General features: G+C 60.9%; 21 protein-coding genes. 14 read left to right on the top strand and 7 right to left on the bottom strand.

The window, feature by feature from the left end:
• Together WA145_RS18345 and WA145_RS18340 are read left to right on the top strand one after the other, a co-directional pair.
• The coding region (locus WA145_RS18345; RefSeq protein WP_422582943.1) for a DUF1145 domain-containing protein at positions 1 to 483 on the top strand (483 nt) is incomplete at its 5' end.
• Entirely contained in the window at positions 476 to 1,237 is a 762-nt protein-coding gene (locus WA145_RS18340) for a collagen-like protein (protein ID WP_422582942.1), read from the top strand. The genes WA145_RS18345 and WA145_RS18340, both read left to right, overlap by 8 nt.
• A gap of 52 nt (positions 1,238 to 1,289) precedes the next feature.
• Here WA145_RS18340 and WA145_RS18335 read toward each other — a convergent pair whose 3' ends face one another.
• Entirely contained in the window at positions 1,290 to 1,754 is a 465-nt protein-coding gene (locus WA145_RS18335) for a CopD family protein (RefSeq protein WP_422582941.1), read from the bottom strand.
• Positions 1,755 to 1,864: 110 nt separating this feature from the next.
• Here WA145_RS18335 and dinG point away from each other — a divergent pair, with 110 nt between their 5' ends.
• The 12 genes from dinG (at position 1,865) to WA145_RS18275 (ending at position 15,821) form a co-directional block, all read left to right on the top strand.
• Positions 1,865 to 4,009, top strand: coding sequence for an ATP-dependent DNA helicase DinG (gene dinG / locus WA145_RS18330; protein WP_422582940.1), 2,145 nt, complete (start codon positions 1,865 to 1,867; stop codon positions 4,007 to 4,009).
• Positions 4,010 to 4,273: 264 nt separating this feature from the next.
• A complete protein-coding gene (locus WA145_RS18325) occupies positions 4,274 to 6,352 on the top strand; it encodes a beta-agarase (protein WP_422582939.1) in 2,079 nt (692 codons plus the stop codon).
• 116 nt (positions 6,353 to 6,468) lie between these two features.
• The gene (locus tag WA145_RS18320) at positions 6,469 to 7,614 is read left to right on the top strand and encodes a serine hydrolase domain-containing protein (RefSeq protein ID WP_422582938.1); all 1,146 of its coding nucleotides are present in this window, start codon (positions 6,469 to 6,471) and stop codon (positions 7,612 to 7,614) included.
• A 193-nt stretch (positions 7,615 to 7,807) separates the two neighbouring features.
• A complete protein-coding gene (locus WA145_RS18315) occupies positions 7,808 to 8,449 on the top strand; it encodes an OmpA family protein (protein WP_422582937.1) in 642 nt (213 codons plus the stop codon).
• 90 nt (positions 8,450 to 8,539) lie between these two features.
• Positions 8,540 to 9,187, top strand: a complete 648-nt coding sequence (gene pdxH, locus WA145_RS18310) for a pyridoxamine 5'-phosphate oxidase (protein ID WP_422582936.1) — start codon at positions 8,540 to 8,542, stop codon at positions 9,185 to 9,187.
• Between the two features lie 118 nt (positions 9,188 to 9,305).
• Positions 9,306 to 9,767, top strand: coding sequence for a glycine zipper domain-containing protein (locus WA145_RS18305; protein WP_422582935.1), 462 nt, complete (start codon positions 9,306 to 9,308; stop codon positions 9,765 to 9,767).
• A gap of 318 nt (positions 9,768 to 10,085) precedes the next feature.
• On the top strand, positions 10,086 to 12,878 hold the full coding sequence (locus WA145_RS18300) for a monovalent cation/H+ antiporter subunit A (protein WP_422582934.1): 2,793 nt from the start codon (positions 10,086 to 10,088) through the stop codon (positions 12,876 to 12,878).
• Between the two features lies 1 nt (position 12,879).
• On the top strand, positions 12,880 to 13,209 hold the full coding sequence (locus WA145_RS18295) for a Na+/H+ antiporter subunit C (protein ID WP_422582933.1): 330 nt from the start codon (positions 12,880 to 12,882) through the stop codon (positions 13,207 to 13,209).
• Positions 13,206 to 14,711: a monovalent cation/H+ antiporter subunit D gene (locus WA145_RS18290; RefSeq protein ID WP_422582932.1), complete on the top strand. Its 1,506-nt coding sequence runs from the start codon at positions 13,206 to 13,208 to the stop codon at positions 14,709 to 14,711. The genes WA145_RS18295 and WA145_RS18290 overlap by 4 nt, the downstream gene beginning before the upstream one ends.
• The gene (locus WA145_RS18285; protein ID WP_422582931.1) at positions 14,708 to 15,211 is read left to right on the top strand and encodes a Na+/H+ antiporter subunit E; all 504 of its coding nucleotides are present in this window, start codon (positions 14,708 to 14,710) and stop codon (positions 15,209 to 15,211) included. Before WA145_RS18290 ends, WA145_RS18285 begins: the two co-directional genes overlap by 4 nt.
• Positions 15,196 to 15,465, top strand: a complete 270-nt coding sequence (locus WA145_RS18280) for a K+/H+ antiporter subunit F (RefSeq protein ID WP_422582930.1) — start codon at positions 15,196 to 15,198, stop codon at positions 15,463 to 15,465. The genes WA145_RS18285 and WA145_RS18280 overlap by 16 nt, the downstream gene beginning before the upstream one ends.
• Positions 15,466 to 15,488: 23 nt before the next feature.
• Entirely contained in the window at positions 15,489 to 15,821 is a 333-nt protein-coding gene (locus WA145_RS18275; protein WP_422582929.1) for a Na+/H+ antiporter subunit G, read from the top strand.
• A 67-nt stretch (positions 15,822 to 15,888) separates the two neighbouring features.
• Here the strand turns inward: WA145_RS18275 and WA145_RS18270 are convergent, their stop codons facing one another.
• The 6 genes from WA145_RS18270 to WA145_RS18245 form a co-directional block, all read right to left on the bottom strand.
• Positions 15,889 to 16,446: a fasciclin domain-containing protein gene (locus WA145_RS18270; protein WP_422582928.1), complete on the bottom strand. Its 558-nt coding sequence runs from the start codon at positions 16,444 to 16,446 to the stop codon at positions 15,889 to 15,891.
• A 76-nt stretch (positions 16,447 to 16,522) separates the two neighbouring features.
• Complete coding sequence (locus WA145_RS18265) at positions 16,523 to 17,251, bottom strand: anti-sigma factor (protein WP_422582927.1); 729 nt, start codon at positions 17,249 to 17,251, stop codon at positions 16,523 to 16,525.
• A complete protein-coding gene (locus WA145_RS18260; RefSeq protein ID WP_422582926.1) occupies positions 17,248 to 17,802 on the bottom strand; it encodes a sigma-70 family RNA polymerase sigma factor in 555 nt (184 codons plus the stop codon). Before WA145_RS18260 ends, WA145_RS18265 begins: the two co-directional genes overlap by 4 nt.
• 205 nt (positions 17,803 to 18,007) lie before the next feature.
• The gene (locus WA145_RS18255; RefSeq protein WP_422582925.1) at positions 18,008 to 18,499 is read right to left on the bottom strand and encodes a group I truncated hemoglobin; all 492 of its coding nucleotides are present in this window, start codon (positions 18,497 to 18,499) and stop codon (positions 18,008 to 18,010) included.
• A gap of 33 nt (positions 18,500 to 18,532) precedes the next feature.
• Positions 18,533 to 19,483 (bottom strand): DUF3034 family protein, encoded by a 951-nt coding sequence (locus WA145_RS18250; protein ID WP_422582924.1) that lies wholly within the window; start codon positions 19,481 to 19,483, stop codon positions 18,533 to 18,535.
• Between the two features lie 129 nt (positions 19,484 to 19,612).
• Positions 19,613 to 21,229: an NAD(P)/FAD-dependent oxidoreductase gene (locus tag WA145_RS18245; RefSeq protein WP_422582923.1), complete on the bottom strand. Its 1,617-nt coding sequence runs from the start codon at positions 21,227 to 21,229 to the stop codon at positions 19,613 to 19,615.
• Positions 21,230 to 21,275 lie beyond the last annotated feature (46 nt).

Here is a 21,275-nt window from a genome sequence, read left to right as displayed (position 1 = left end):
TTGCGAACCCATCTGCCAGGTTCGCAACGGCCTGCCAGCGAGAAGCAGTTTCAACCCAGTAAAAGCTGTGAAGGCATTCGCTCTTCATGGTTTTTACTGGTCTTCTGGCCGCACACGCCCAAAGCAGATAAGGTGCAGCGAAATAAAAACCTGCCGGGGGCGGATATGAAGACATTTCTGATGTTGGGTAAGGTGCTGACGGCATTGTTCTGGGGCGTTGTACTGGCCAATTTGCTGCAGCCTTTCGCACAACCTTTCGCGCTGCTGTTGAACGCTGCCGGGGCTTTTATTCTGCTGATTCATGCGCTTGAGCTGTGGTTTTTTGACAGGCGCATCGCCGCTTGCTCCAAGCCGGCGCAAGAACGTGTGCAAGTCATGCTGTTCGGCGTTTTTCAGTTGCTCGGGCTGCCAACTGGGCAAGCGGCTGCAGCCGGTGTAGGCGAGCCTGAGCAAGCGCTGCAGATGGAGGCCGAAAATGCCTAAGCTGCTCGCCCTCGCTGCGCTGTTCAGCCCACTGGCATTGGCCCAGGCGGTAATTGAAGTCGATTCCCACGCGGTTATGCGTCTGCCGAGCAATACCAGTGTATTGCTGCTGGACCGTCTGCAGATTGCCGATCACGGTACCTTGTTGATTCCCCCCGGTTTGACCGAAATTCGCGTGGCGCAGCTAACCCTGGGCCGCGACGCACGCCTGGCGATTGCCCCCAGTGATCAGGTGCTGCGTCTTGAAGTGGAAGTCGCCGAGATTGCCAGTGGCGCACAGATCAGCGCGCGCGGCGCCCGGGGCAGTGCTGAAAAACCGGCGCTGCCGGGGCGTAATCTGAGTCTGCGCATGCAAGCCGTGACCCTGGAAAACCTAGTACTGGATGCCCGCGGCGGTAGCGGCGCTCCCGGTTATGCCGGTCTTGCCGGTGCCGACGGCAAGCCAGGTGGTTGCACCTGGGGTGAAGCCAGCCGCGGTCATGATGGTTTGAATGGTGGTGACGGCCAGCCGGGTGCTGCCGGGGCGCAGGTACGCCTGGAAGTCCCGCAGGGCTTTCCGGTTGAACAGTTGCAGGTGCGCCTGGACGGCGGCAGCGGCGGTCAGCCTGGCGCGCCTGGTGCGGGTGGCCAAGGCGGCGTGAGCAAGGGCTGCTGGCTGTACAGCACCGATGGTGCGCGCGACGGTAAGCCTGGCCAGGCAGGGCGGGCCGGTGAGCCAGGGCCGGCAGGCGCGCTGGATGTTGTGCAGTTCTAAGCCGTTGCGCGGTGCTAACCGCTGTCCTCGGGCAGCGGTTGCTTGAGTGCGGTTAGAGCGAGGGGCGGATGCCGGCGATTGCCACCACCAGCAACCCCAGCAGCAGGTTGATGCCGACCAGCCGACGAATGCGCCCAAGCACGGCGCCGCCATTCGGCCAATCCTCTGCCGCCACGGCGCGGCGCAGCTCAGGCAGTTGCAGTGCCTGAATCCGTAGAAACAACGCCAGCATGGCGATATACAGCCCCATCATGATGTGCACGTAGCGTGGCGCCGTATCGAAGCCGCTAAAGCGCAGATGCAGCAGGCCCACGCCGGTTACCGGCAGCACAATCACCGCAGCCCATACCCAGTAGAAAAACCGCGGGAAGACCTCCAGCCAGAGTTTCAAGCGCGGCGGGGCTTCCAGGGCGGCAACGGCTGCTGGGCGCAGGATCATCCACGCGAAGAACATGCCGCCCACCCAGATCAGAGCGGCGAGCAGGTGCAGGCTGTAGACGAAGGCGTAGGGGGTCATGCGGGCACTCCTGTTGGTTAAGCGGTTCAGCGCTGGGTCGATTAGCGCGCTATGATAGCCGCCGATTACAAACACTGAAAATTTATCCAGCCTTTTCGCACCCAGACCTCATGCTCAGTACCGAACTCAAGTCCCAGATCCAGGGCGCTTATTCCCGTTTTCTCGAAGCCAAGTCGCTCAAGCCGCGTTATGGCCAGCGCCTGATGATTGCTGAAATCGCCAAGGTGCTGGGTGCGATCAACACGGACGACGAAGGCCGGCGCCTGGGCGACCCTGCGGTGGTGGCGGTTGAGGCCGGCACCGGCACGGGCAAGACGGTGGCCTACAGCCTGGCGGCTATTCCCACTGCCAAGGCGGCGGGTAAGCGCTTGGTGATCGCCACGGCCACCGTAGCCCTGCAAGAGCAGATCGTGCACAAGGACCTGCCGGACCTGATGCGCAACAGCGGCTTGAATTTCAGCTTCGCCCTGGCCAAAGGCCGCGGTCGTTATCTGTGTTTGTCCAAGCTGGATATCCTGCTGCAGGAAGGCCAGGCGCAGAGCGCCACCGCCCAGCTGTTTGAGGAAGAAGGCTTCAAGATCGATGTGGATGAGCAGAGTCAGAAGCTGTTCGCCGCAATGATCGAAAAACTCGCCGGCAATAAATGGGACGGTGACCGCGACAGCTGGCCGGAAGAGCTGGAAGACACACGCTGGTCGCAGCTGACCACCGATCACAGCCAGTGCACCAATCGCCATTGCCCGAACTTTCAGCAGTGCGCCTTCTATAAAGCGCGCGAGGGCATGGGCAAGGTCGATGTGATCGTCACCAACCATGACATGGTCCTGGCCGACCTCGCGCTGGGCGGCGGAGCGGTGCTGCCGGACCCGCGCGACACCCTCTACGTGTTCGATGAAGGTCATCACCTGCCGGACAAGGCCATCGGCCATTTCGCCCATTTCACCCGCTTGCGTTCAACTGCCGATTGGCTGACCCAGATCGACAAGAATCTGACCAAGCTGCTGGCGCAGAATCCACTACCGGGGGATCTCGGCCGGCTGATCGAGCAGGTGCCGGAACTGGCGCGGGAGATCAAAACCCAGCAGCAGTTTATGTTCGCCGCCTGTGAGCAGGTCGCCGATTTCAAACCGGGCGAGGATATGCAGGGCCGCGAGCGCCCGCGCCATCGCTTTGTCGGCGGGGTGGTGCCGGAGCACTTGACTGAGCTGGGCCTGGAGCTGAAAAAGGGCTTTTGCAAACTCAACGAGCTGTTCACCGGCGTGACTGAGCAGCTCAAGGAAGCCATGGATGGCGAGGGCGCTGTCGGCATTGCCAGTCACCAGGCCGAGGAATGGTACCCGCTGTTCGGTAGCCTGCTGGCGCGGGCCAAGGGCAACTGGGAACTGTGGCTGGCCTTTACCGCTGAAGACCCGCAGGAAAGCCCGCCGATGGCGCGCTGGCTGACCCTGGCCGACAGCGGTGCGCTGTTCGATATCGAGGTCAATGCCAGCCCGATCCTGGCGGCGGAAACCCTGCGGCGTAACCTGTGGAATGTGGCTTATGGCGCCCTGGTGACCTCGGCGACCCTGACGGCGCTGGGCACCTTTGATCGCTATCGCATGCGCGCCGGCTTGCCGAAAGTGGCGGTTACCACCGTAGTGCCGAGCCCGTTCCATCACGCCGACGCCGGTGTGCTGCGGGTGCCTAATCTGAACGCCGATCCGCGTGATGCGCTGGCGCATACGGCAGCGATCATTCGTGACTTGCCCGGCCTGGTGGAAGGCTCGCGCGGCACCCTGGTGCTGTTTTCCTCGCGTAAGCAGATGCAGGAGGTCTTCGATGGCCTGGAGCGCGACTGGCGCAAGCGGGTATTTATCCAGGGCAACCTGTCCAAACAGGAAACCCTCAACAAGCACAAGGCGCGGGTCGATTCCGGTGAGGAAAGCGTGCTGTTTGGTCTCGCCAGTTTTGCCGAGGGCGTCGATCTGCCCGGTGCCTATTGCGAGCATGTGGTGATCGCCAAGATACCCTTCGCCGTGCCGGACGATCCGGTGGAAGCGGCCCTGGCCGAGTGGATCGAGGCGCGCGGCGGCAACCCCTTTATGGAAATCGCCGTACCCGATGCATCCTTGCGTCTGGTGCAGGCCTGCGGCCGATTGCTGCGTACCGAAGCGGATCGCGGCATTATTACTCTGCTGGATCGGCGGGTGGTCACCCAGCGCTACGGCAAATCGATTCTCAATGCTTTGCCGCCGTTTCGGCGGGAAATCAGCTAGCAGTCCATCTGGTAAGCAACTCGTTGAGCCTTATCGGCTCCAAGTGGCGCATGGATAATGCCTTGGTAAGCCCAGGGCTTGGATTTTGCCTCCGGCAGTGTTGCCCGAGGCGGTTGAAACAATGGGGGAGTGTGGTTCGTGAAGGTTAAGCGCAGGCTGCAAACGGCTGTTCTGGTATCAGCGCTCGCGGGTTTTAGCGCTGCAGCCAAGGCGATAGAGCCGCAGGAGCTGTTCAACTTTGTCCGGCCAATGGATGCCGTGCAGGTGACGACGCAGGATGCCGATCTGCCCAAGCGCATTGGCGAGCCGACCCCGCAAGGCGAAGTGCTGCGCCGGGTAACCTTCCATCCCGCCGAGCAACCGAGCCTAAAGCTCACCCCGCAACGTGCTAGCTGGGACTGGTCGCAGCAAACCCAAATGAGCCTGCGCGTGCAGAATGCCATGGACTGGGCGCTGACCCTGGATGTGCTGATCGAGAGCACTGACGGCCAGCGCCTGAGCACGCGTATCGCCCTGCCGGCCGGCCCTGCGCAAACCCTGTTGATTCCCTTGCAGGCCACTTCGCCCCGCGCTCAGGGCATGCGTGCCGGCGTGCCGATGCCCTGGACGCACAAGGGCCGGCGGCTGTTGCTGGCGGATACGGTCAGCGGCGCGCTGGACCTGAGCAAGGTCAGCGCGGTTACCCTGTCCATGCCGCAGCCGAAAGCCGCGCAACATATCCTGATCAGCCAATTTGGCGTGAGTAACGAGCAACTCTCGGCGGCGGCCTATGCCGCTATCGTCGACAGTTACGGCCAGTACGCGCGTGCTGACTGGCCGGGCAAGGTCAAGTCTGACGCGCAATTACAGCAGGCCGTGGCTCAGGAGCAGAAGCAACTGCATACCTGGCTGGCTGAGCGCCCAGCGCAGGATAAATATGCCGGCTGGACCGGCGGGCAGCCGTTTGCGGCAAGCGGCTTCTTTCGTACCGAGAAGCGCGACGGTCGTTGGTTTCTGGTAACGCCGGAGGGCCATCCGTTCTACTCGCTGGGCGTCAATGCGGTCACCGCGCAGCAGAGCGCCACCTATGTTGAAGGGCGTGAGGCAATGTTTGCCGGTTTGCCGCAACCAGGTGAGGCACTGGCGGCCTATTTCGGTACGTCGGATAGCCGTAGCGACACCGGCGCCAACCAGGGCCGGGCGTTTGCCAGCGGGCGCTGGTTCGATTTCTACAAGGCCAACCTGCAGCGCAGCTATGGCCAGGTTGACCCGGCAGCCTGGCGCGCGCTGAGCCAGGACCGTCTGCAGGCCTGGGGCTTCAATACCCTGGGGAACTGGAGCGAGCCGGCCTTTGGTGGCGATAACCGCATGCCGTTCAGCATTGCCCTGTCGATTCATGGTGATTACGCCACCATCAGTACCGGCGTTGACTGGTGGGGGGCGATGCCTGATCCGTTCGACCCGCGCTTTGCCATGGCCACTGAGCGCGCCGTGGCGATTGCCTCGCGCGATCACCGTGATAATCCCTGGCTGCTCGGTTATTTCGCCGATAACGAGTTGGCCTGGGCTGGTCCTGCGGATGATCCCTATGGTCGTTACGCCTTGGCGTACGCCACGCTGCGCTTGACCACCGATGTGCCGGCCAAGCGTGCCTTCCTCAAGCAGCTGCGCGACAAGTACCGTAACCACAATGGCCTGTCCCGCGCCTGGGGTATCGAGCTGCCAGCCTGGGAACTGATGGAAGATCCAGGCTTCCAGGCGCCGCTGCCAACTGCCGAATTCCCGGCCATCGAGAAGGATATGCAGGCATTCTTGCGCCTGTATGCCGAGACCTATTTCAAGACCATTGCCGATTCGCTCGACTGGCACGCGCCCAATCACCTGCTGCTGGGTGGTCGTTTCGCCAGCAGCATCCCCGAGGCGGTAAATGCCTGCGCGAACTTCTGCGATGTACTGAGCTTCAACTTCTACACCCGCGAGCCGCAGCACGCTTATGACTTTGCCGTACTGCGTCAGCTGGACAAGCCGCTGATGGTCACCGAGTTCCACTTCGGTTCACGTGACCGTGGGCCGTTCTGGGGTGGGGTTGCCGAAGTTTATAAGGAAGAAGAGCGCGGCCCGGCCTATGCGCACTTCCTGGCCAAGGCCCTGGAAGAGCCGCAGATCGTTGGCCTGCACTGGTTCCAGTACCTCGATCAGCCGGTTACCGGACGTTTGCTGGACGGCGAGAACGGCCACCTGGGCCTGGTCGGCATCACCGACCGGCCTTGGGATGGCTTTGTCAAAGCCGTGCGCAAAGCCAACCTGAAGGTGCCGAAGACCCTGCTCAAACCGCTCACTACGTCAGCGCCGGCGACCCCGTAAAGGGCTATTCGCCGGGCTGATAGTAGGCTTGCCAGCCTTGCGCAGGGTTCTCCGCAGGGGTTAGAGCTGAAACAATCTGCCAAGCATTTGGCCGAGAATGAGAAGGGGGTAGGGTGGTGCAGATACAGGGTTATTTCGACCTCAAGTTCGAGGCGCTGAGAGACGCCTTTGCGGCGTTGTTTGAGGAGCCGCAGGAGCGCGGTATGGCGCTCTGCGTACAAATCGGCGGCGAAACCGTGGTCGATCTGTGGGCCGGGGTGGCTGACAAGGATGGCCAGCAGGCCTGGCACAGCGACACCATCCTCAACCTGTTTTCCTGTACCAAGACCTTTACCGCGGTCACCGCATTGCAACTGGTGGGCGAGGGCAAGCTCGAACTGGATGCGCCGGTCGCGCGCTACTGGCCGGAGTTCGCTGCCGCCGGCAAGGAGAAGATCACCCTGCGTCATTTGCTCAGCCATCAGGCCGGGCTGCCTGCTCTGCGCCAGATGCTGCCGGCCGAAGCCTTATATGACTGGCAGGCCATGACCACCGCGCTGGCCGCCGAGCAGCCCTGGTGGGCTCTGGGTGAAGGCCATGGCTATGCGCCGATTACCTATGGCTGGCTGGTCGGTGAAGTGTTGCGCCGAGTTGAAGGGCGCGGGCCAGGCGACTCCATCGTTGCGCGTACCGCTAAGCCCCTGGGGCTGGATTTCCATGTCGGCCTGGCGGACGAGGAGTTCGATCGGGTGGCGATCATCTCCCGTGGTAAGGGCAACTTCGGCGACGCGGCGGCCCAGCGCTTGCTCAAGACCATGATGAGTGAGCCTGCGGCCATGAGCACACGGGCCTTTACCAACCCGCCATCAATCATGACCAGTACCAATAAGCCCGAGTGGCGGCGTATGCAGCAGCCAGCGGCGAATGGCCATGGCAATGCCCGCAGCCTGGCCGGCTTCTACAGTGGTCTGCTGGATGGTCAGTTGCTGGAAAGTGAATTGCTGGCTGAGTTGACTCGCGAGCATGCGCTGGGCGAGGACAAGACCCTGCTGACCCGTACCCGCTTCGGCCTGGGCTGCATGCTCGATCAGCCCGAGGTCGCCAACGCCACGTATGGCATGGGACCACGGGCCTTTGGTCACCCTGGCGCTGGCGGTTCCATTGGTTTTGCCGACCCGGAACGGGATGTGGCCTTCGGGTTTGTCACCAACAACCTAGGACCGTTCGTCTTGATGGACCCCCGTGCGCAAAAACTTGCGCGTCTATTGGCTGATTGTTTGTAGCCAGCTCGGCTAAACTGCTGCGCAACATGGCATGGCCTGCTATCTAAGCGGGCCACTGACCGGCTTATTTTTGCTTATCACGTGTGGATCCCCGATGCTCGCCAATAAAACTCTCGTCATCGCTCTGTGTGTACTGATCAGCGGTTGCAGTCTTTTCGACAAATCCGCAAAGTCCGCGCCGAAAGCGGTGCCCATGCCGCCGCCAGCAGTGACCCAGGCCTGGTTGGATGTGTACGAGCCGAAGGTGCGTGAAGCGATCAAAGGCACCCATTTTGAGTTTGAACGTCGGGAAAACCTGCTGGTGGTCACCGCGCCGGTGCAGGGTTCATTCAACCCGGATCGTCCACATATGATGCTGCCGACTACCCTCGGCCCACTGAGTCGCATGGCCAAACTGCTGGAAAGTGATGAAAGCATCGGCGTACTGATCCTCGGTCATGCCGACAGCAGTGGCGAGGTGGATGCCAACCGTGAATTGAGCCAACAGCGCGCCCGCGCCTTTACCTCGATTTTTCGCTTGAGCGGCCTCAAGCAGAACCGCCTGATGGTCAAGGGTTTGGGCTCGGATATGCCACGCGCCGCCAACGACAGCCAGCAAGGCCGTGCGCTCAACCGCCGGGTGGAAATCCTCCTGACCTCCAAAGCCACCCTCAACGCGCTGATTTCCAAGTACAGCCAGCCAGCCGCTGCACCTGCCACGGCTGTGGCTGTCGCCCAAGTCGCACCGGTGGCGGAAAAAACCAGCAAGACCGCCGCTAAAACCACTGCGAAAACCAGCAGCAAAGCCACCGCTAAAACCGTCGCCAAGGCTGACAAACCGGCCACTGCTCAGTAGTTCGCTAGGTAAGCGCTACTTGCGGTAGATCAAGCCAAATACAGCGCTCGCAGTTAAGCTAGGCAAATACCTGTTCGAGAGGATTTGCCGATGACTCAAACCCTGGCTGATATGCGCCGTGACTATACCCGCGATGGCTTGAACGAGGCACACGCGCCGCTTGAGCCGTTTGCGTTATTTGAGCAGTGGTTTGCCGATGCGGTGAAGACCGAGCAACTGCCGGTCGAACCGAATGCCATGACCTTGGCGACCGTCGATGCTGAAGGACGCCCGCACTGCCGGGTGCTGTTGCTCAAGGGCCTGGATGCCCGCGGTTTTACCTTTTTCAGCAACTACGACAGCGCCAAAGGTCAGCACCTGGCCGCCAACCCCTTTGCCGCCATGACCTTCTTCTGGCCCAGTCTGGAGCGGCAGGTACGCATCGAGGGGCGCGTCGAGCGGGTTACTGCCGAGGAGTGTGATGCCTACTTCCAGGTGCGTCCGCTGGGCAGTCGTCTGGGCGCCTGGGCGTCGCCGCAGAGCCGGGTGATTGCCGATCGCACCGAGCTGGAAGGCCTACTGGCCGAAACCGAACAGCGTTTTCTCGATCGCGCGCCGCATTGCCCGCCGCACTGGGGGGGCTATCGCCTGCTGCCGGAGCGCATCGAATTCTGGCAGGGGCGTGCCAGTCGCCTGCATGACCGCCTTAATTTCCGTTTGCAGGATGCCACCTGGCTGCGCGAGCGCCTGGCGCCCTGAGGCGTTTCAGTCGCCGGCGTAGTGCGCGGCCTTGGGTAAAGATTTGCGGCATATTGGCGGGTGACAGCTGCGCTGTGCAGGCGTTTTAATAAGGGTCTGCCTAACTGGAGTAACAATCATGCGTAAACCCGTTCTGTTGGCTGCCTCGTTTGCCGCCCTGGTCCTACTGGGCGGCTGTGCCTCCAGCCTGACCGGCGACACCTACTCGCGCGATGAAGCGCGTGCCGTACAGACCGTACGCATGGGCACCATCGAAGCATTGCGCCCAGTGAAAATCGAAGGCACCAAGACCCCGATCGGCGCCGGTGCCGGGGCAGTAATAGGCGGCGTGGCCGGCAGCAGCGTCGGCGGTGGGCGTGGCAGTGCGGTAGCTGCGGTGATCGGTGCAGTGGCCGGCGGCCTGCTGGGCGCGATGACCGAGGAAGGCCTGACGCGTACCCAAGGCGTGGAAATCACCGTGCTGGAAGATGACGGCAGCATGCGTGCTTACGTCCAGGCCGTCGAAGAGAATCAGATTTTCCGCGTTGGTGAGCGCGTGCGCATCATGACCGTGAATGGCACTAGTCGCGTTACCCACTGAGCGCCGAAGAGGCCGGATCAGTCCTGGCTGATCCGGTTTTTTATTGCCTTTTTTCCAGATAAACCAGATGTTTATCGGTGTTTCGCAGGTTTTTCAGGCAAGCTCGCGGAAAACGGAGTCTTTAGTAATAATTCTATCCATGACGGTTTGCCGATAGTTATGGATAATCGCGCACGTTTTTGTGCCAGCGGGCTTTAGTCACGCTGCGGTGCAATACTTTTGCGCGGGCTACAGCTCAGGTTAAGCCTGTGGCTGACCGCCTCTAAGCAGGTAGGGTGTCAGCCGGGTACGTGCCGGGTTCGTATTAAGGGGTTTTCTATGACGCTTGCGCTGATCATCGCCTTGCCATTTCTTGGCATCTTTCTGCCTTTGCTGGCCGAGCGCCTGGGCCGTTCCGCCTGCGCAGCGGCGGCAGGGGTGGCGCCGCTGACGGCGCTGGTGCTGCTGTTCTCGCAGCAGTCGGCGGTGTTCGCCGGCGAGCTGCTCAAGGTCAAGCTGGAGTGGTTGCCGGCCCTAGGGCTGAACCTCAGCCTGCGCCTGGATGGTCTGGGCTTTCTGTTTGCCCTGCTGATTCTCGGGATTGGCCTGCTGGTGATTCTCTACGCCCGTTACTACCTGGCGAAGAAGGAGCCGATGGGGCGCTTCTTCGCCTTCCTCCTGCTGTTTATGGGCGCCATGCTCGGCGTGGTACTTTCGGAAAACCTGCTGCTGATGCTGATGTTCTGGGAGCTGACCAGTCTGTCGTCATTCCTGCTGATCGGCTTCTGGGGCGCCCGTACGGATGCGCGCAAAGGCGCGCGCATGGCCCTGGCCGTGACCGGCGGCGGTGGCCTGGCGCTGTTTGCCGGGATTCTGTTGATCGGCCATATCGCCGGCAGCTTCGAGTTGTCACGGGTGCTGGCTGCCGGTTATGCGATCCGCGCCCATGAGCTGTACCCGCTGGCGCTGATTCTGGTGCTGCTGGGGGTGTTCACCAAGTCGGCGCAGTTCCCATTCCATTTCTGGCTGCCCCACGCGATGGCCGCGCCGACGCCGGTGTCGGCCTATCTGCACTCGGCAACCATGGTCAAGGCCGGGGTGTTTCTGCTGGCGCGCCTGTACCCGGCGCTGGCGGGTTCGGAGTGGTGGTTCTACCTGGTCAGCATCACCGGCTTGGTGACCTTGCTGGTCGGCGCCGGGATGGCGTTGTTTCAGCATGACCTCAAGGGCCTGCTGGCCTATTCGACCATCAGCCACCTGGGCCTGATCACCTTGCTGTTTGGCCTGGATACCCGCCTGGCTGCAGTGGCGGCGGTGTTCCACATCATCAACCACGCCACCTTCAAGGCCTCGCTGTTTATGGCGGCGGGGATCATCGACCACGAAACCGGCAGCCGCGATATGCGGCGCATCAACGGGATGTGGAAGTACATGCCGCATACGGCCGTGCTGGCCATGGTGGCGGCCTCGGCAATGGCCGGGGTGCCGCTGCTCAATGGCTTCCTGAGCAAGGAAATGTTCTTTACCGAGACGCTTAATCAGCACCTGCTGGGCAGCTTTAACTGGGTGATCCCGGCGGCGGCAACCCTGGCCGGGGTGTTTTCGGTGGCCTATTCGCTGCGCTTTATCCACGACGTATTCTTCAACGGCGAGCCGGTCGACCTGCCGCATTACCCGCCGCATGAGCCGCCGCGTTATATGAAGGTGCCGGTGGAGATTCTGGTGTTCCTCTGCCTGCTGGTGGGGGTTGTGCCGGCTTATACCGTGGCGCCGCTGCTGGCCGCAGCCGCGGCGGCCACCCTGGGTGGCGAGGTGCCGAGTTACAGCCTGGCGATCTGGCATGGCTTCAACCTGCCACTGCTGATGAGCTTTATCGCCCTGTTCGGCGGGATTCTGGTGTACGTGTTCCGTCAGCCGCTGTTTCGCTGGTATGCGGGGCTACCGAGTGTGGACGCCAAGCTGCTGTTCGAAAATGGCGTGCTGATCCTGGTCAAGGTGTGTAGCGCCTTCACCCACTGGCTGGAGAACGCTTCGCTGCAGCGTTACCTGGCGCTGCTGCTGGCGGCCGCCTTGCTGGTGGTGACTCAGGGCCTGGGCTCGTTACCGCAGATCAGCGGGCCGCTGGCGATGACCGAGATTGACGGTATCACCGCCCTGGGCCTGGGCATCATGGCCCTGGCCGCGCTGGTAACGGTGGTGTTCCATCGTCAGCGCCTGGTTTCGCTGCTGATGCTCAGTGTGGTCGGGCTGATGGTGGCCCTGGCCTTCGCCCGTTATTCGGCGCCGGATCTGGCCCTGACCCAGCTGTCGGTGGAGGTGGTGACCATCATCCTGCTGATGCTCGCGCTGTTCTTCCTGCCGGCGCATACCCGCATCGAATCCAGCAGCCTGCGCGGCCTGCGCGATTTCACCCTGGCGGTCGGCACTGGGGTGATGGTGGCGATGCTGGTATTCGCCGTACTGACGCGGCCGTACGACAGTATTTCCGCGTTTTTCCTGGAGAACAGCGTGCCGGGCGGTGGCGGCACCAACGTGGTCAACGTGATTCTGGTGGACTTCCGCGGCTTCGATACCCTGGGCGAGGTCAGCGTGCTGGCGATTGCCGCCGTGGGTATCTTCGCGCTGCTCGACGGCTTGCGCCTGATTCAGCCGAAAGTCGATGCCCAAGGGCGCAGCTGGGCGCGGGATCGCCATCCGCTGATCCTCGCCACCCTGTCGCGGGTGCTGCTGCCGATGGCGCTGCTGGTCTCGGTGTTTATCTTCCTGCGTGGCCACAACCTGCCCGGTGGCGGCTTTATTGCCGGCTTGGTGACGGCGGTGGCGTTGATCCTGCAATACGTCGCCAGTGGCGTGCAGTGGACGCAATCGCGCCTGCCGCTGAATTACCAGGGCATGGCCGGCCTCGGTGTATTGGTCGCCGGCCTCACCGGCCTGGGCAGTTGGCTGTTTGATCGGCCGTTCCTGACTTCGGCCTTTGGTCATTTCGAGATTCCGCTGGTCGGTGAAATCGAGCTGGCCACCGCCATGCTGTTCGACCTGGGCGTGTACCTGACGGTTGTCGGCGCGACCCTGCTGATTCTCGCCAACCTGGGCAAGTTGACCCAGGAAAAAGCTGTACAAGAGGTGCTTTGAGATGGAAGCCATATTTGCCGCAACCCTGGGCATCCTCACCGCCAGCGGTGTGTACCTGCTGCTGCGTGCGCGGACCTTCCCGGTAGTGCTGGGGCTGACGCTGATTTCCTACGCGGTCAACCTGTTCCTGTTTGCCATGGGCCGTCTGCAGACTGGCGTGTTCACGGTGATCGGCAAGGGTAGTGGCTACGCGGACCCGCTGCCGCAGGCGCTGGTGTTGACCGCCATCGTGATAGGTTTTGCCATGACCGCCTTCGTCGTGGTGCTGGCGCTGCGCAGCGTGGGTGAAACCCAGACCGACCATGTTGACGGCCAGGAGCCTGCGCAATGAATCACGGCTTGATCCTGCCAATCCTGCTGCCGATGTTTGCCGGCAGCCTGTTGCTGCTGGGCGCGGGCCTTAGCCTGCGGGTCAAGCGCCGCCTGTCGCTGTTGGCGACCCTGTTGCTGCTGCCGTTGAGCGGCTACCTGCTCTGGCTGGCCGATCAGGGCGTGCTGCAGGTGTATGCCGCCGGTAACTGGGCGGCGCCGTTTGGCATCATCCTGCTGCTCGATCGCCTGAGCGCCTTGCTGCTGCTGGTCACGGCTGTGCTGAGTAGCTTTGCCTTGCTGTATGCCGTACGCGGAGACGATGAGCGCGGGCAGAGTTTTCATGCACTGTTCCAGTTCCAGCTGATGGGCATCAACGGCGCCTTTCTCACCGGCGACCTGTTCAACCTGTTCGTGTTCTTCGAAATCCTGCTGATCGCCTCCTATGCGCTGTTGGTGCATGGCGGCGGGGTAGAGCGGGTACGGGCGGGGCTGCATTACGTAGTGCTGAACCTGGTGGGTTCGGCATTGTTCCTGCTCGCGGTGGGCGTGCTGTATGGCATCACCGGCACCCTGAATATGGCCGATATGGCCATTCGGGTGGCCGCTGCCGGGCCGGATGACGCGGCACTGCTCGGCGCAGCGGGGCTGTTGCTGCTGGTGGTGTTCGGCCTCAAGGCGGCGTTTCTACCGCTGTATTTCTGGCTGCCCAAGGCCTATGCCGCGGCCACTGCGCCGGTGGCCGCGTTGTTTGCGATCATGACCAAGGTCGGCCTGTATTCGATCATTCGCGTGTACACGCTGATCTTCGGTGACGAGGCCGGCAGCCTGGCCAATATGGCGGGCGACTGGCTCTGGCCGATTGCCCTGCTGACCCTGGCGCTGGGCGTGATCGGTGCGCTGGCGGCGGTCAGCCTGCAGGGTCTGTTGGCCTATCTGGTGGTGGTGTCGGTCGGCACCTTGCTCGCCGGTATTGCCATCGGTACCGAGCAAGCCCTGGCGGCTGCCCTGTATTACCTGGTGCACAGCACCTGGGTGGCCGGCGGGCTGTTCCTGCTCGCCGACCTGATTGCCCGTCAGCGCGGCGACAAACAGGCGCTGCTGGTGCAGGGCCCGGCGCTGCAGAATCCGCATTTGCTCGGCGGGCTGTTCTTCTTCGGCGCGATTGCCGTGGCCGGCTTGCCGCCGCTCTCCGGGTTTCTCGGCAAGCTGCTGTTGCTGCGCTCACTGGAGCCTGGCCTGCAGGCTCTGCTGCTCTGGCCGATTGTGCTGGGTGGCGGTCTGCTGACCCTGATTGCCCTGAGCCGCGCCGGCAGCATGCTGTTCTGGCGCGTTGGCCTGAGCCAGTTGGACAGCGCCGAGCTGGATTACGGCCGGCTGCTGGCCTGTGCAGGTTTGCTGCTACTCAGCCTGCTACTGATGGTTGGCGCCGCGCCGCTGCTCAGTTACGTCGAGGCCACGGCCAGCCAGCTGCATGACTTGGCGCTGTACCGGCAAATCATCGAATTGGGAGCGGCACCATGAACGCACGTCGCGGGTTACCCCATCCGCTGCTCAGCCTGTGCCTGCTGTTGGTCTGGCTGCTGCTGGTAAATGACCTGAGCCTGGGCCACTGGCTGCTCGGTGCGCTGCTCGGTTGGGCCATTCCGCTGCTGACCCAGGTGTTCTGGATCAACCCGCCACGGGTGCACAAACCCTTCAAACTGTGCCTGTTTCTGCTGCGTATCCTCGGCGATATCATCATGGCCAACCTGCAGGTGGCCAAACTGATCCTCGGCCCGACCAGCAAGCTGCGCCCGGCCTTCGTGGAAATCCCCCTACTGCTGGAAGATGAGCTGGCCCTGACCATGCTCACCAGCATCATCTCGCTGACCCCAGGTACGGTGTCTGCCGATCTCAGCGATGATCGCAAGATGCTCTTGGTACACGGTCTGGATGTGCCGGACGCCGAGGCCATGGTGGCGGAAATCAAACAGCGCTACGAAGCACCCTTGCTGGAGGTATTCACATGCTCGCCTACGTGATTCCGCTGTGCCTGGCGATTATCGGCCTGGCCCTGGTACTGACCATGGCGCGCCTGATCATCGGTCCGGACCTGCCCGACCGCATCCTGGCCCTGGATACCCTGTATATCAATGCGATTGCCATCTTGGTGCTGTTCGGCATCTGGCTGGGCACCGACCTGTACTTTGAAGCGGCCCTGCTGATTGCGGTGATGGGCTTTATCGGCACGGTGGCCGTGGCCAAGTATCTGCTGCGCGGCGACATCATCGAGTAACAACGTTCTATGGAGGTTGCTGCATGGATACCTGGATCGAAGCGCTGGTGGCGCTGTTTCTGCTGATCGGCAGCCTGTTCGCCTTGATCGGCGCGATTGGTCTGTACCGTCTGCCGGACTTCTTTATGCGCCTGCACGGCCCGACCAAGGCCAGCACCCTGGGTGTGGGCGGCATGGTGATCGCTTCGCTGATCTACTTCAGCTCTCGCGGCGAGGGCGTCAGCCTGCATGAACTGCTGATCGCCCTGTTTCTGTTTATCACCGCACCGGTCAGCGCCCACATGCTCGCCAAAGCCGCGTTGCAGCAGAAACTGCGGATCAGTGAGCAGACCCGCGGCAACCCCTGGGAGCAATAAGTCTGCCTCGGATCTGCGTTCGCGCTGTGGCGGTCAGCGCTGCGCAAGTGCCTGCTTGGTGTGGCGTTTAAGGCAGCAGGACTTTATCAATGACATGGATGACGCCGTTGGACTGCATAACATCGGCAATGCTGATCGCCGTGTTGCTGCCTTTGCTGTCGGTTAGGCTGAGCATTTGGCCGTCATAGCCAACGGTGAGTTTTTCGCCCTGCACCGTGGTCAGCATGGTTGTACCAGCGGTTTTATTGGCCGCCATCATCAGGTCTTGGGCCGTGTATGTGCCGGCAACCACGTGGTAGGTCAGGATGTTGCTGAGGGTGGCTTTGTTCTCCGGTTTTACCAGGCTTTCAACGGTGCCGGCTGGCAGCGCGGCGAAGGCCGCATTGGTTGGCGCGAAAACCGTGAAAGGACCTTTGCTGTTGAGGGTGTCGACTAGGCTTGCGGCCTTAACCGCGGCAATCAAGGTGGTGTGATCCTTAGAGTTGACCGCGTTTTCAACAATGGTTTTGCTCGGGTACATAGCAGCACCGCCAACCATTACAGAATCAGCGGCGAAGGCTGGCAAGGCAGCGCCGATGGCCAATGAGAAACAAGCAGTAACCAGTGTGTGGCGAAGCAGTTTCATGGTGTAACTCCGTAATTTAAGTGGACCCCAATGAGTGGGGTACTAGAGCTACGGAGTGAGCTCAGACAAAGATGCATCAGAGGCTGAAAATATTTCCTTGCGCCACTACTGGGCCGCTCGGTTGTGCTGTAGGTGAACCGCCAGGCGGCTCAAGTGAGATGGCAAACACGGTGTTGGGGCTCACCCGCTGTTGTAGGTCGTCGGGAATGGCCAGGCTGATTGAGTGCTCTGCAGTCAATAGGCCAAGCGAGCGCGGGGCGTCGCCAGGGCTAATAAACCACAGCTCGGCAACCCTGCCATTTAGCGCAATGGCTGCGGTCGGAATGATGATGATGCGTTGGCGTTGAGCATCAATGGTGGCGGTGTACACGGCCGAGCCATCATCGAGCTGCAGGGCCGCCGTCAGCGGCACGTTATCGCTGGCAGGCTTGGGTTGTACGATTAACACAGCTGCCAAAATCAGGCTGGCGGCCAGCGCACCAGCAGTGAGCCCGCGCCAAACCACTAAGCTGCTCCAGAAACCACTGCTGCTGGCTGCTGGGCGCTGCTGTGGAGCGCGAGCTGGCGTCAGCTCTAGGGCATGAGCGATGCGCGGCCATATATAGCTCGGTGCCTCGAGCGAGTCGAATGCCTCAGCCAAGGGGCCGAGTCGCTCTTGCCACGCGTTCAGTTGTGCTGCGTAGTCTGGGTTGTTGGCAATCGCCTCGGCCACCTCGGCGCTTTCTTTTGCATCCAGCACGCCCAATACATACTCGGCAATGCGCAGGTCAAGCTCTTCTGGGTTAATGCGGTCGGTAGTGTTCATTGTTCTAAACAAGCCTTGAGGCGCAGTAGGCCTCGGCGAATCCAGCTTTTCATGGTTCCCAACGGCACACCATTACGGTTTGCCAGTTCGTCATAGGTGCAACCATCGAGGAAGGCGGTACGGATTAGGCCTTCAGTATTATCTTCCAGCCGCCCCAGGCATTGGTCGAGTCGACGCAGGTCACTGCTCACCTCAAGAGGGTCTGTGGGCTCATGGGCAACCAGCGAATCAGCCAGCTCAACAGGCATTTGGTTACGCTCAACCCCGCCTGTGCGCAAACGCTCGATACACTTATTGCGTGCAATCATGGCCAGCCACGTAATTGGGCTGGCGATTCTCGCGTCAAATAACTCGGCTTTGCGCCAGACTGCCACATAGATTTCTTGCAGTGCATCTTCGGCGTCACTGCGCTGGCTGAGCATGCGCGCGCAAATGCCAAAGAGTTTGGCCGAGGTCAGTCTATAAAGTGCTTCGAAAGCTTGCCGGTCTTGTTGCGCAACTTTCGCCAGCAAGCTGCTGAGGTGTTGCCGGCGCAGGACGTCTTCATTCATTAGGCTTGGCTCAGTCGTATGGCGGCGGCGCTAAGGCACGGTGCTCGTTGAGCATTGAGGGTCACTCAAGGTGGGTTAAGGCTAACCTATAATATGGCGATAGATATAAATAATCTGCTATCGCTCTATTTGCCCTCGAAGCGCTCGGCAGTATAGCCGCAACGCGGACAATGACTGATGAGCGTGTCATTGTCCGCAATCGGCGTTATTGAGCCTTGGTTACAGCGCCCGGTGCCGGGCCGGTACCGGCTTCGACGTCGCGATACATGGGCGCTAGTTTTGCCAGTAGCTGATTTTGCGCGGTAAAGGGTACCTGGTGCTTATCCATAGCAATTTGTAGTGACTCAACCAATGAGTTGAATTCGGCGCGGTTAACTTTAAAGTTGGCGTGGGAGCTTTTCATATCGCGGCCTTGATACTTGCAGCCACCGTCGAGCAGTTCGCAAAACTGTTCAACTAACATAAGTTTAATAAAGTCTTGTTTGGGGTTGTCGAAAAACGGTTGGGTCAGTGGTGCGGCAATTAAGTTGCGCATAAAGTCATCGACAATCAGTACGAGACCGGGCTTGCCGCCGAACTTTTCGAAGGTCGTTGGCTCAGCGTGAGCCGCTACGCTGGTGAGTGAGAGCAGCGCAGCTAATGCAAAGCTGCAAAGCTGCCGCTGGCGAGAGATAATCTGGGTAAACAGTGCGGACATGATGATGTTCCTAAGTAATTTGCTACGTAAATATTAGAAGCCGACTTGTACGGATAGGTAGGTGGCTTGTTGGTCGGCGAAGCCATTCAAGCCCAGTTTGCTGCCATCAACAATATTACCCAAGTTAACGTAGGCGGCGGTCAGTGATATGTTTTTAGTCGGCGCATAGGCGATAAAAATATCCCACCAGTCGTCTTCGGCTAAGGTGCCGTTGGGTAAATTGCTTTTGTTTAAGTTGTTGGGCTTCATGCGGTATTCAGCGCCAATGGCCAGTTTGCGTGAGAGGAGGTATGCGGCCGAGAATTCAAGTTGTGGTTTGTAGCTGTTGTTGTCTTCGCTGCCAAAGCCAAGGATGCCCAGTTGATTGGCTTTGGTCAGGCGTAACGTGCTGTTAACCAGTAAACTTTGGCCGATAAATAACTTAGTGGCGGACAGGTAATAGTCAACGCCGGCGTCATCTTTGGCGCCGAGGAACTTAACCAGTTTTTCTTCCTGGTTTTTTTTGTATTGCAGCCCGGCTGAGATTTGCGGCAGCCAGGTGTCTTGGTCAAGTATGGCTTCGCCGGCCAGGCGGACTTTGACCCCGGCGATGGTTTGCTTGATATCGCTGGTGCCCAATAAGCCGCCTAAAGCGCTGTTGAGCTCACTGACATTGAAGCGTTGCTCGGCGAGCGACAGCTCCACCCGGTCATATAACCCTATAGTCAGGCCACCGGTACTCAAGGCAAAGTCTTGGGCATCAGCGTGGGAGAAATGCAGGTTGGCACCTATCTCTTCGCCAGTGCCGTAGCCGCCAATGACTGCCCAGGGGGTTAAACCACCACCTGCAGCACCTTCTACTTGAGACACACCGCCAGTGAGCAGCAGTTTGCTGCTGTAACTGGTATCGGCCATCACCACGTTGCTAGCCAGCAGCAAAGTCAGACCGGCAGTGGCCAGGGGCAATGACAAGGTTCTAATTGTTGTTCTGTTAGCGTTTTGCATGAGTTCTCCAGGCTAAATGCGAGTACTGGTTGTCAGTAACTCGCTCGTCGGCCATACAGATACGCAGCAAACGCCAATACGGATGCACCAGGGGAAGAATTTATTTTGCGCTGTTAAGTCCGACGGTTTCTAAACGTCAGCAATGCCTAGCATGTCCTTGATCAGCGCTTCGGCCACGCGAATGCCATCGACCCCGGCGGAGAGAATGCCGCCGGCATAACCTGCGCCTTCCCCGGCCGGGTACAGGCCGCGCACGTTGAGGCTCTGCATATCCGCACCACGGGTGATGCGCAGCGGCGAGGAGGTACGGGTTTCGATGCCGGTGAGTACCGCATCATGCAGGTCGAAACCCTTGATCTGTTTGCCGAAGGCCGGCAGCGCTTCGCGGATCGCCTCGATGGCGAAGTCCGGCAGCGCCAGGGCCAGGTCGCCCAGCTTGATCCCCGGTTTGTATGAAGGCTCGACACTGCCCAACTCGGTCGATGCACGGCCGGCGATAAAGTCACCGACCAGCTGCCCCGGTGCTTCGTAGGTGCTGCCGCCGAGCAGATAGGCCTGGGATTCCAGGCGTTCCTGCAGTTCCACGCCGGCCAGCGGGCCGCCCGGGTAATCCTGCTCCGGGGTGATGCCGACGACGATGCCGGCGTTGGCATTGCGCTCGTTGCGCGAGTACTGGCTCATGCCATTGGTCACCACGCGGTTCGGCTCCGAGGTGGCCGCGACCACGGTGCCGCCTGGGCACATGCAGAAGCTGTAGACCGAGCGGCCGTTCTTGGCGTGGTGCACCAGTTTGTAATCCGCGGCACCCAGTTTCGGGTGGCCGGCGTATTTACCCAGGCGCGCGCGGTCGATCAGGCCCTGCGGGTGTTCGATACGAAAGCCCACCGAAAACGGCTTGGCTTCCATAAAAACTTCGCGCTTGTGCAGCATGCGGAAGGTGTCACGCGAGCTGTGGCCCAGGGCCAGGATCACCTGGCGGCTGAGAATCTGCTCGCCACTGTCGAGCAGCACGCCCTGGAGCTGGCCGTCTTCGATCAGTACATCACTGACGCGCTGCTGAAAGCGCACTTCGCCGCCCAGGGCCTTGATTTCTTCGCGCATGCTGGCGACCACACCGGTGAGGCGGAAGGTGCCGATATGTGGCTTGCTGACATAGAGAATCTCCTCCGGCGCGCCGGCCTTGACGAACTCATGCAGCACCTTGCGCCCGTAATGCTTGGGGTCCTTGATCTGGCTGTACAGCTTGCCGTCGGAGAAGGTGCCGGCGCCGCCTTCGCCGAACTGCACATTGGACTCGGGGTTGAGCACGTTCTTGCGCCACAGGCCCCAAGTGTCCTTGGTGCGCTGGCGCACTTCGGTGCCGCGTTCCAGCACGATGGGCTTGAGTCCGGCCTGGGCGAGAATCAGCGCGGCGAAAATTCCGCAGGGGCCGAAACCGACGACCAACGGACGCTCTGCGAGGTTCTCCGGCGCCATGCCGACGGGTTTGTAGGCGGTATCCGGGGTGACGCTGATATGCCGGTCATCGCTGAACTTGGCCAGTAGCGCCGCTTCATCGCGCAGCTCGCAGTCGATGGTGTAGATAAAGTGCATTTCAGTGGATTTTTTGCGCGCATCGTAGCTGCGCTTGAACAGGCTGAAATCGAGCAGCTCGCTGTCGGCAATCCCCAGACGCTGGACGATGGCCGGGCGCAGGGCCTCGTCGGGATGATCGAGGGGCAGCTTGAGTTCGGTGATACGAAGCATGAGAAACGATCCACTTTCAGGGCCGGAGGCAACCCGGCAGCTTTAA

Source organism: Pseudomonas sp., assembly GCF_049301935.1.
Lineage (GTDB): Bacteria > Pseudomonadota > Gammaproteobacteria > Pseudomonadales > Pseudomonadaceae > Aquipseudomonas.
This window is presented reverse-complemented; position numbering and strand designations above follow the sequence as displayed.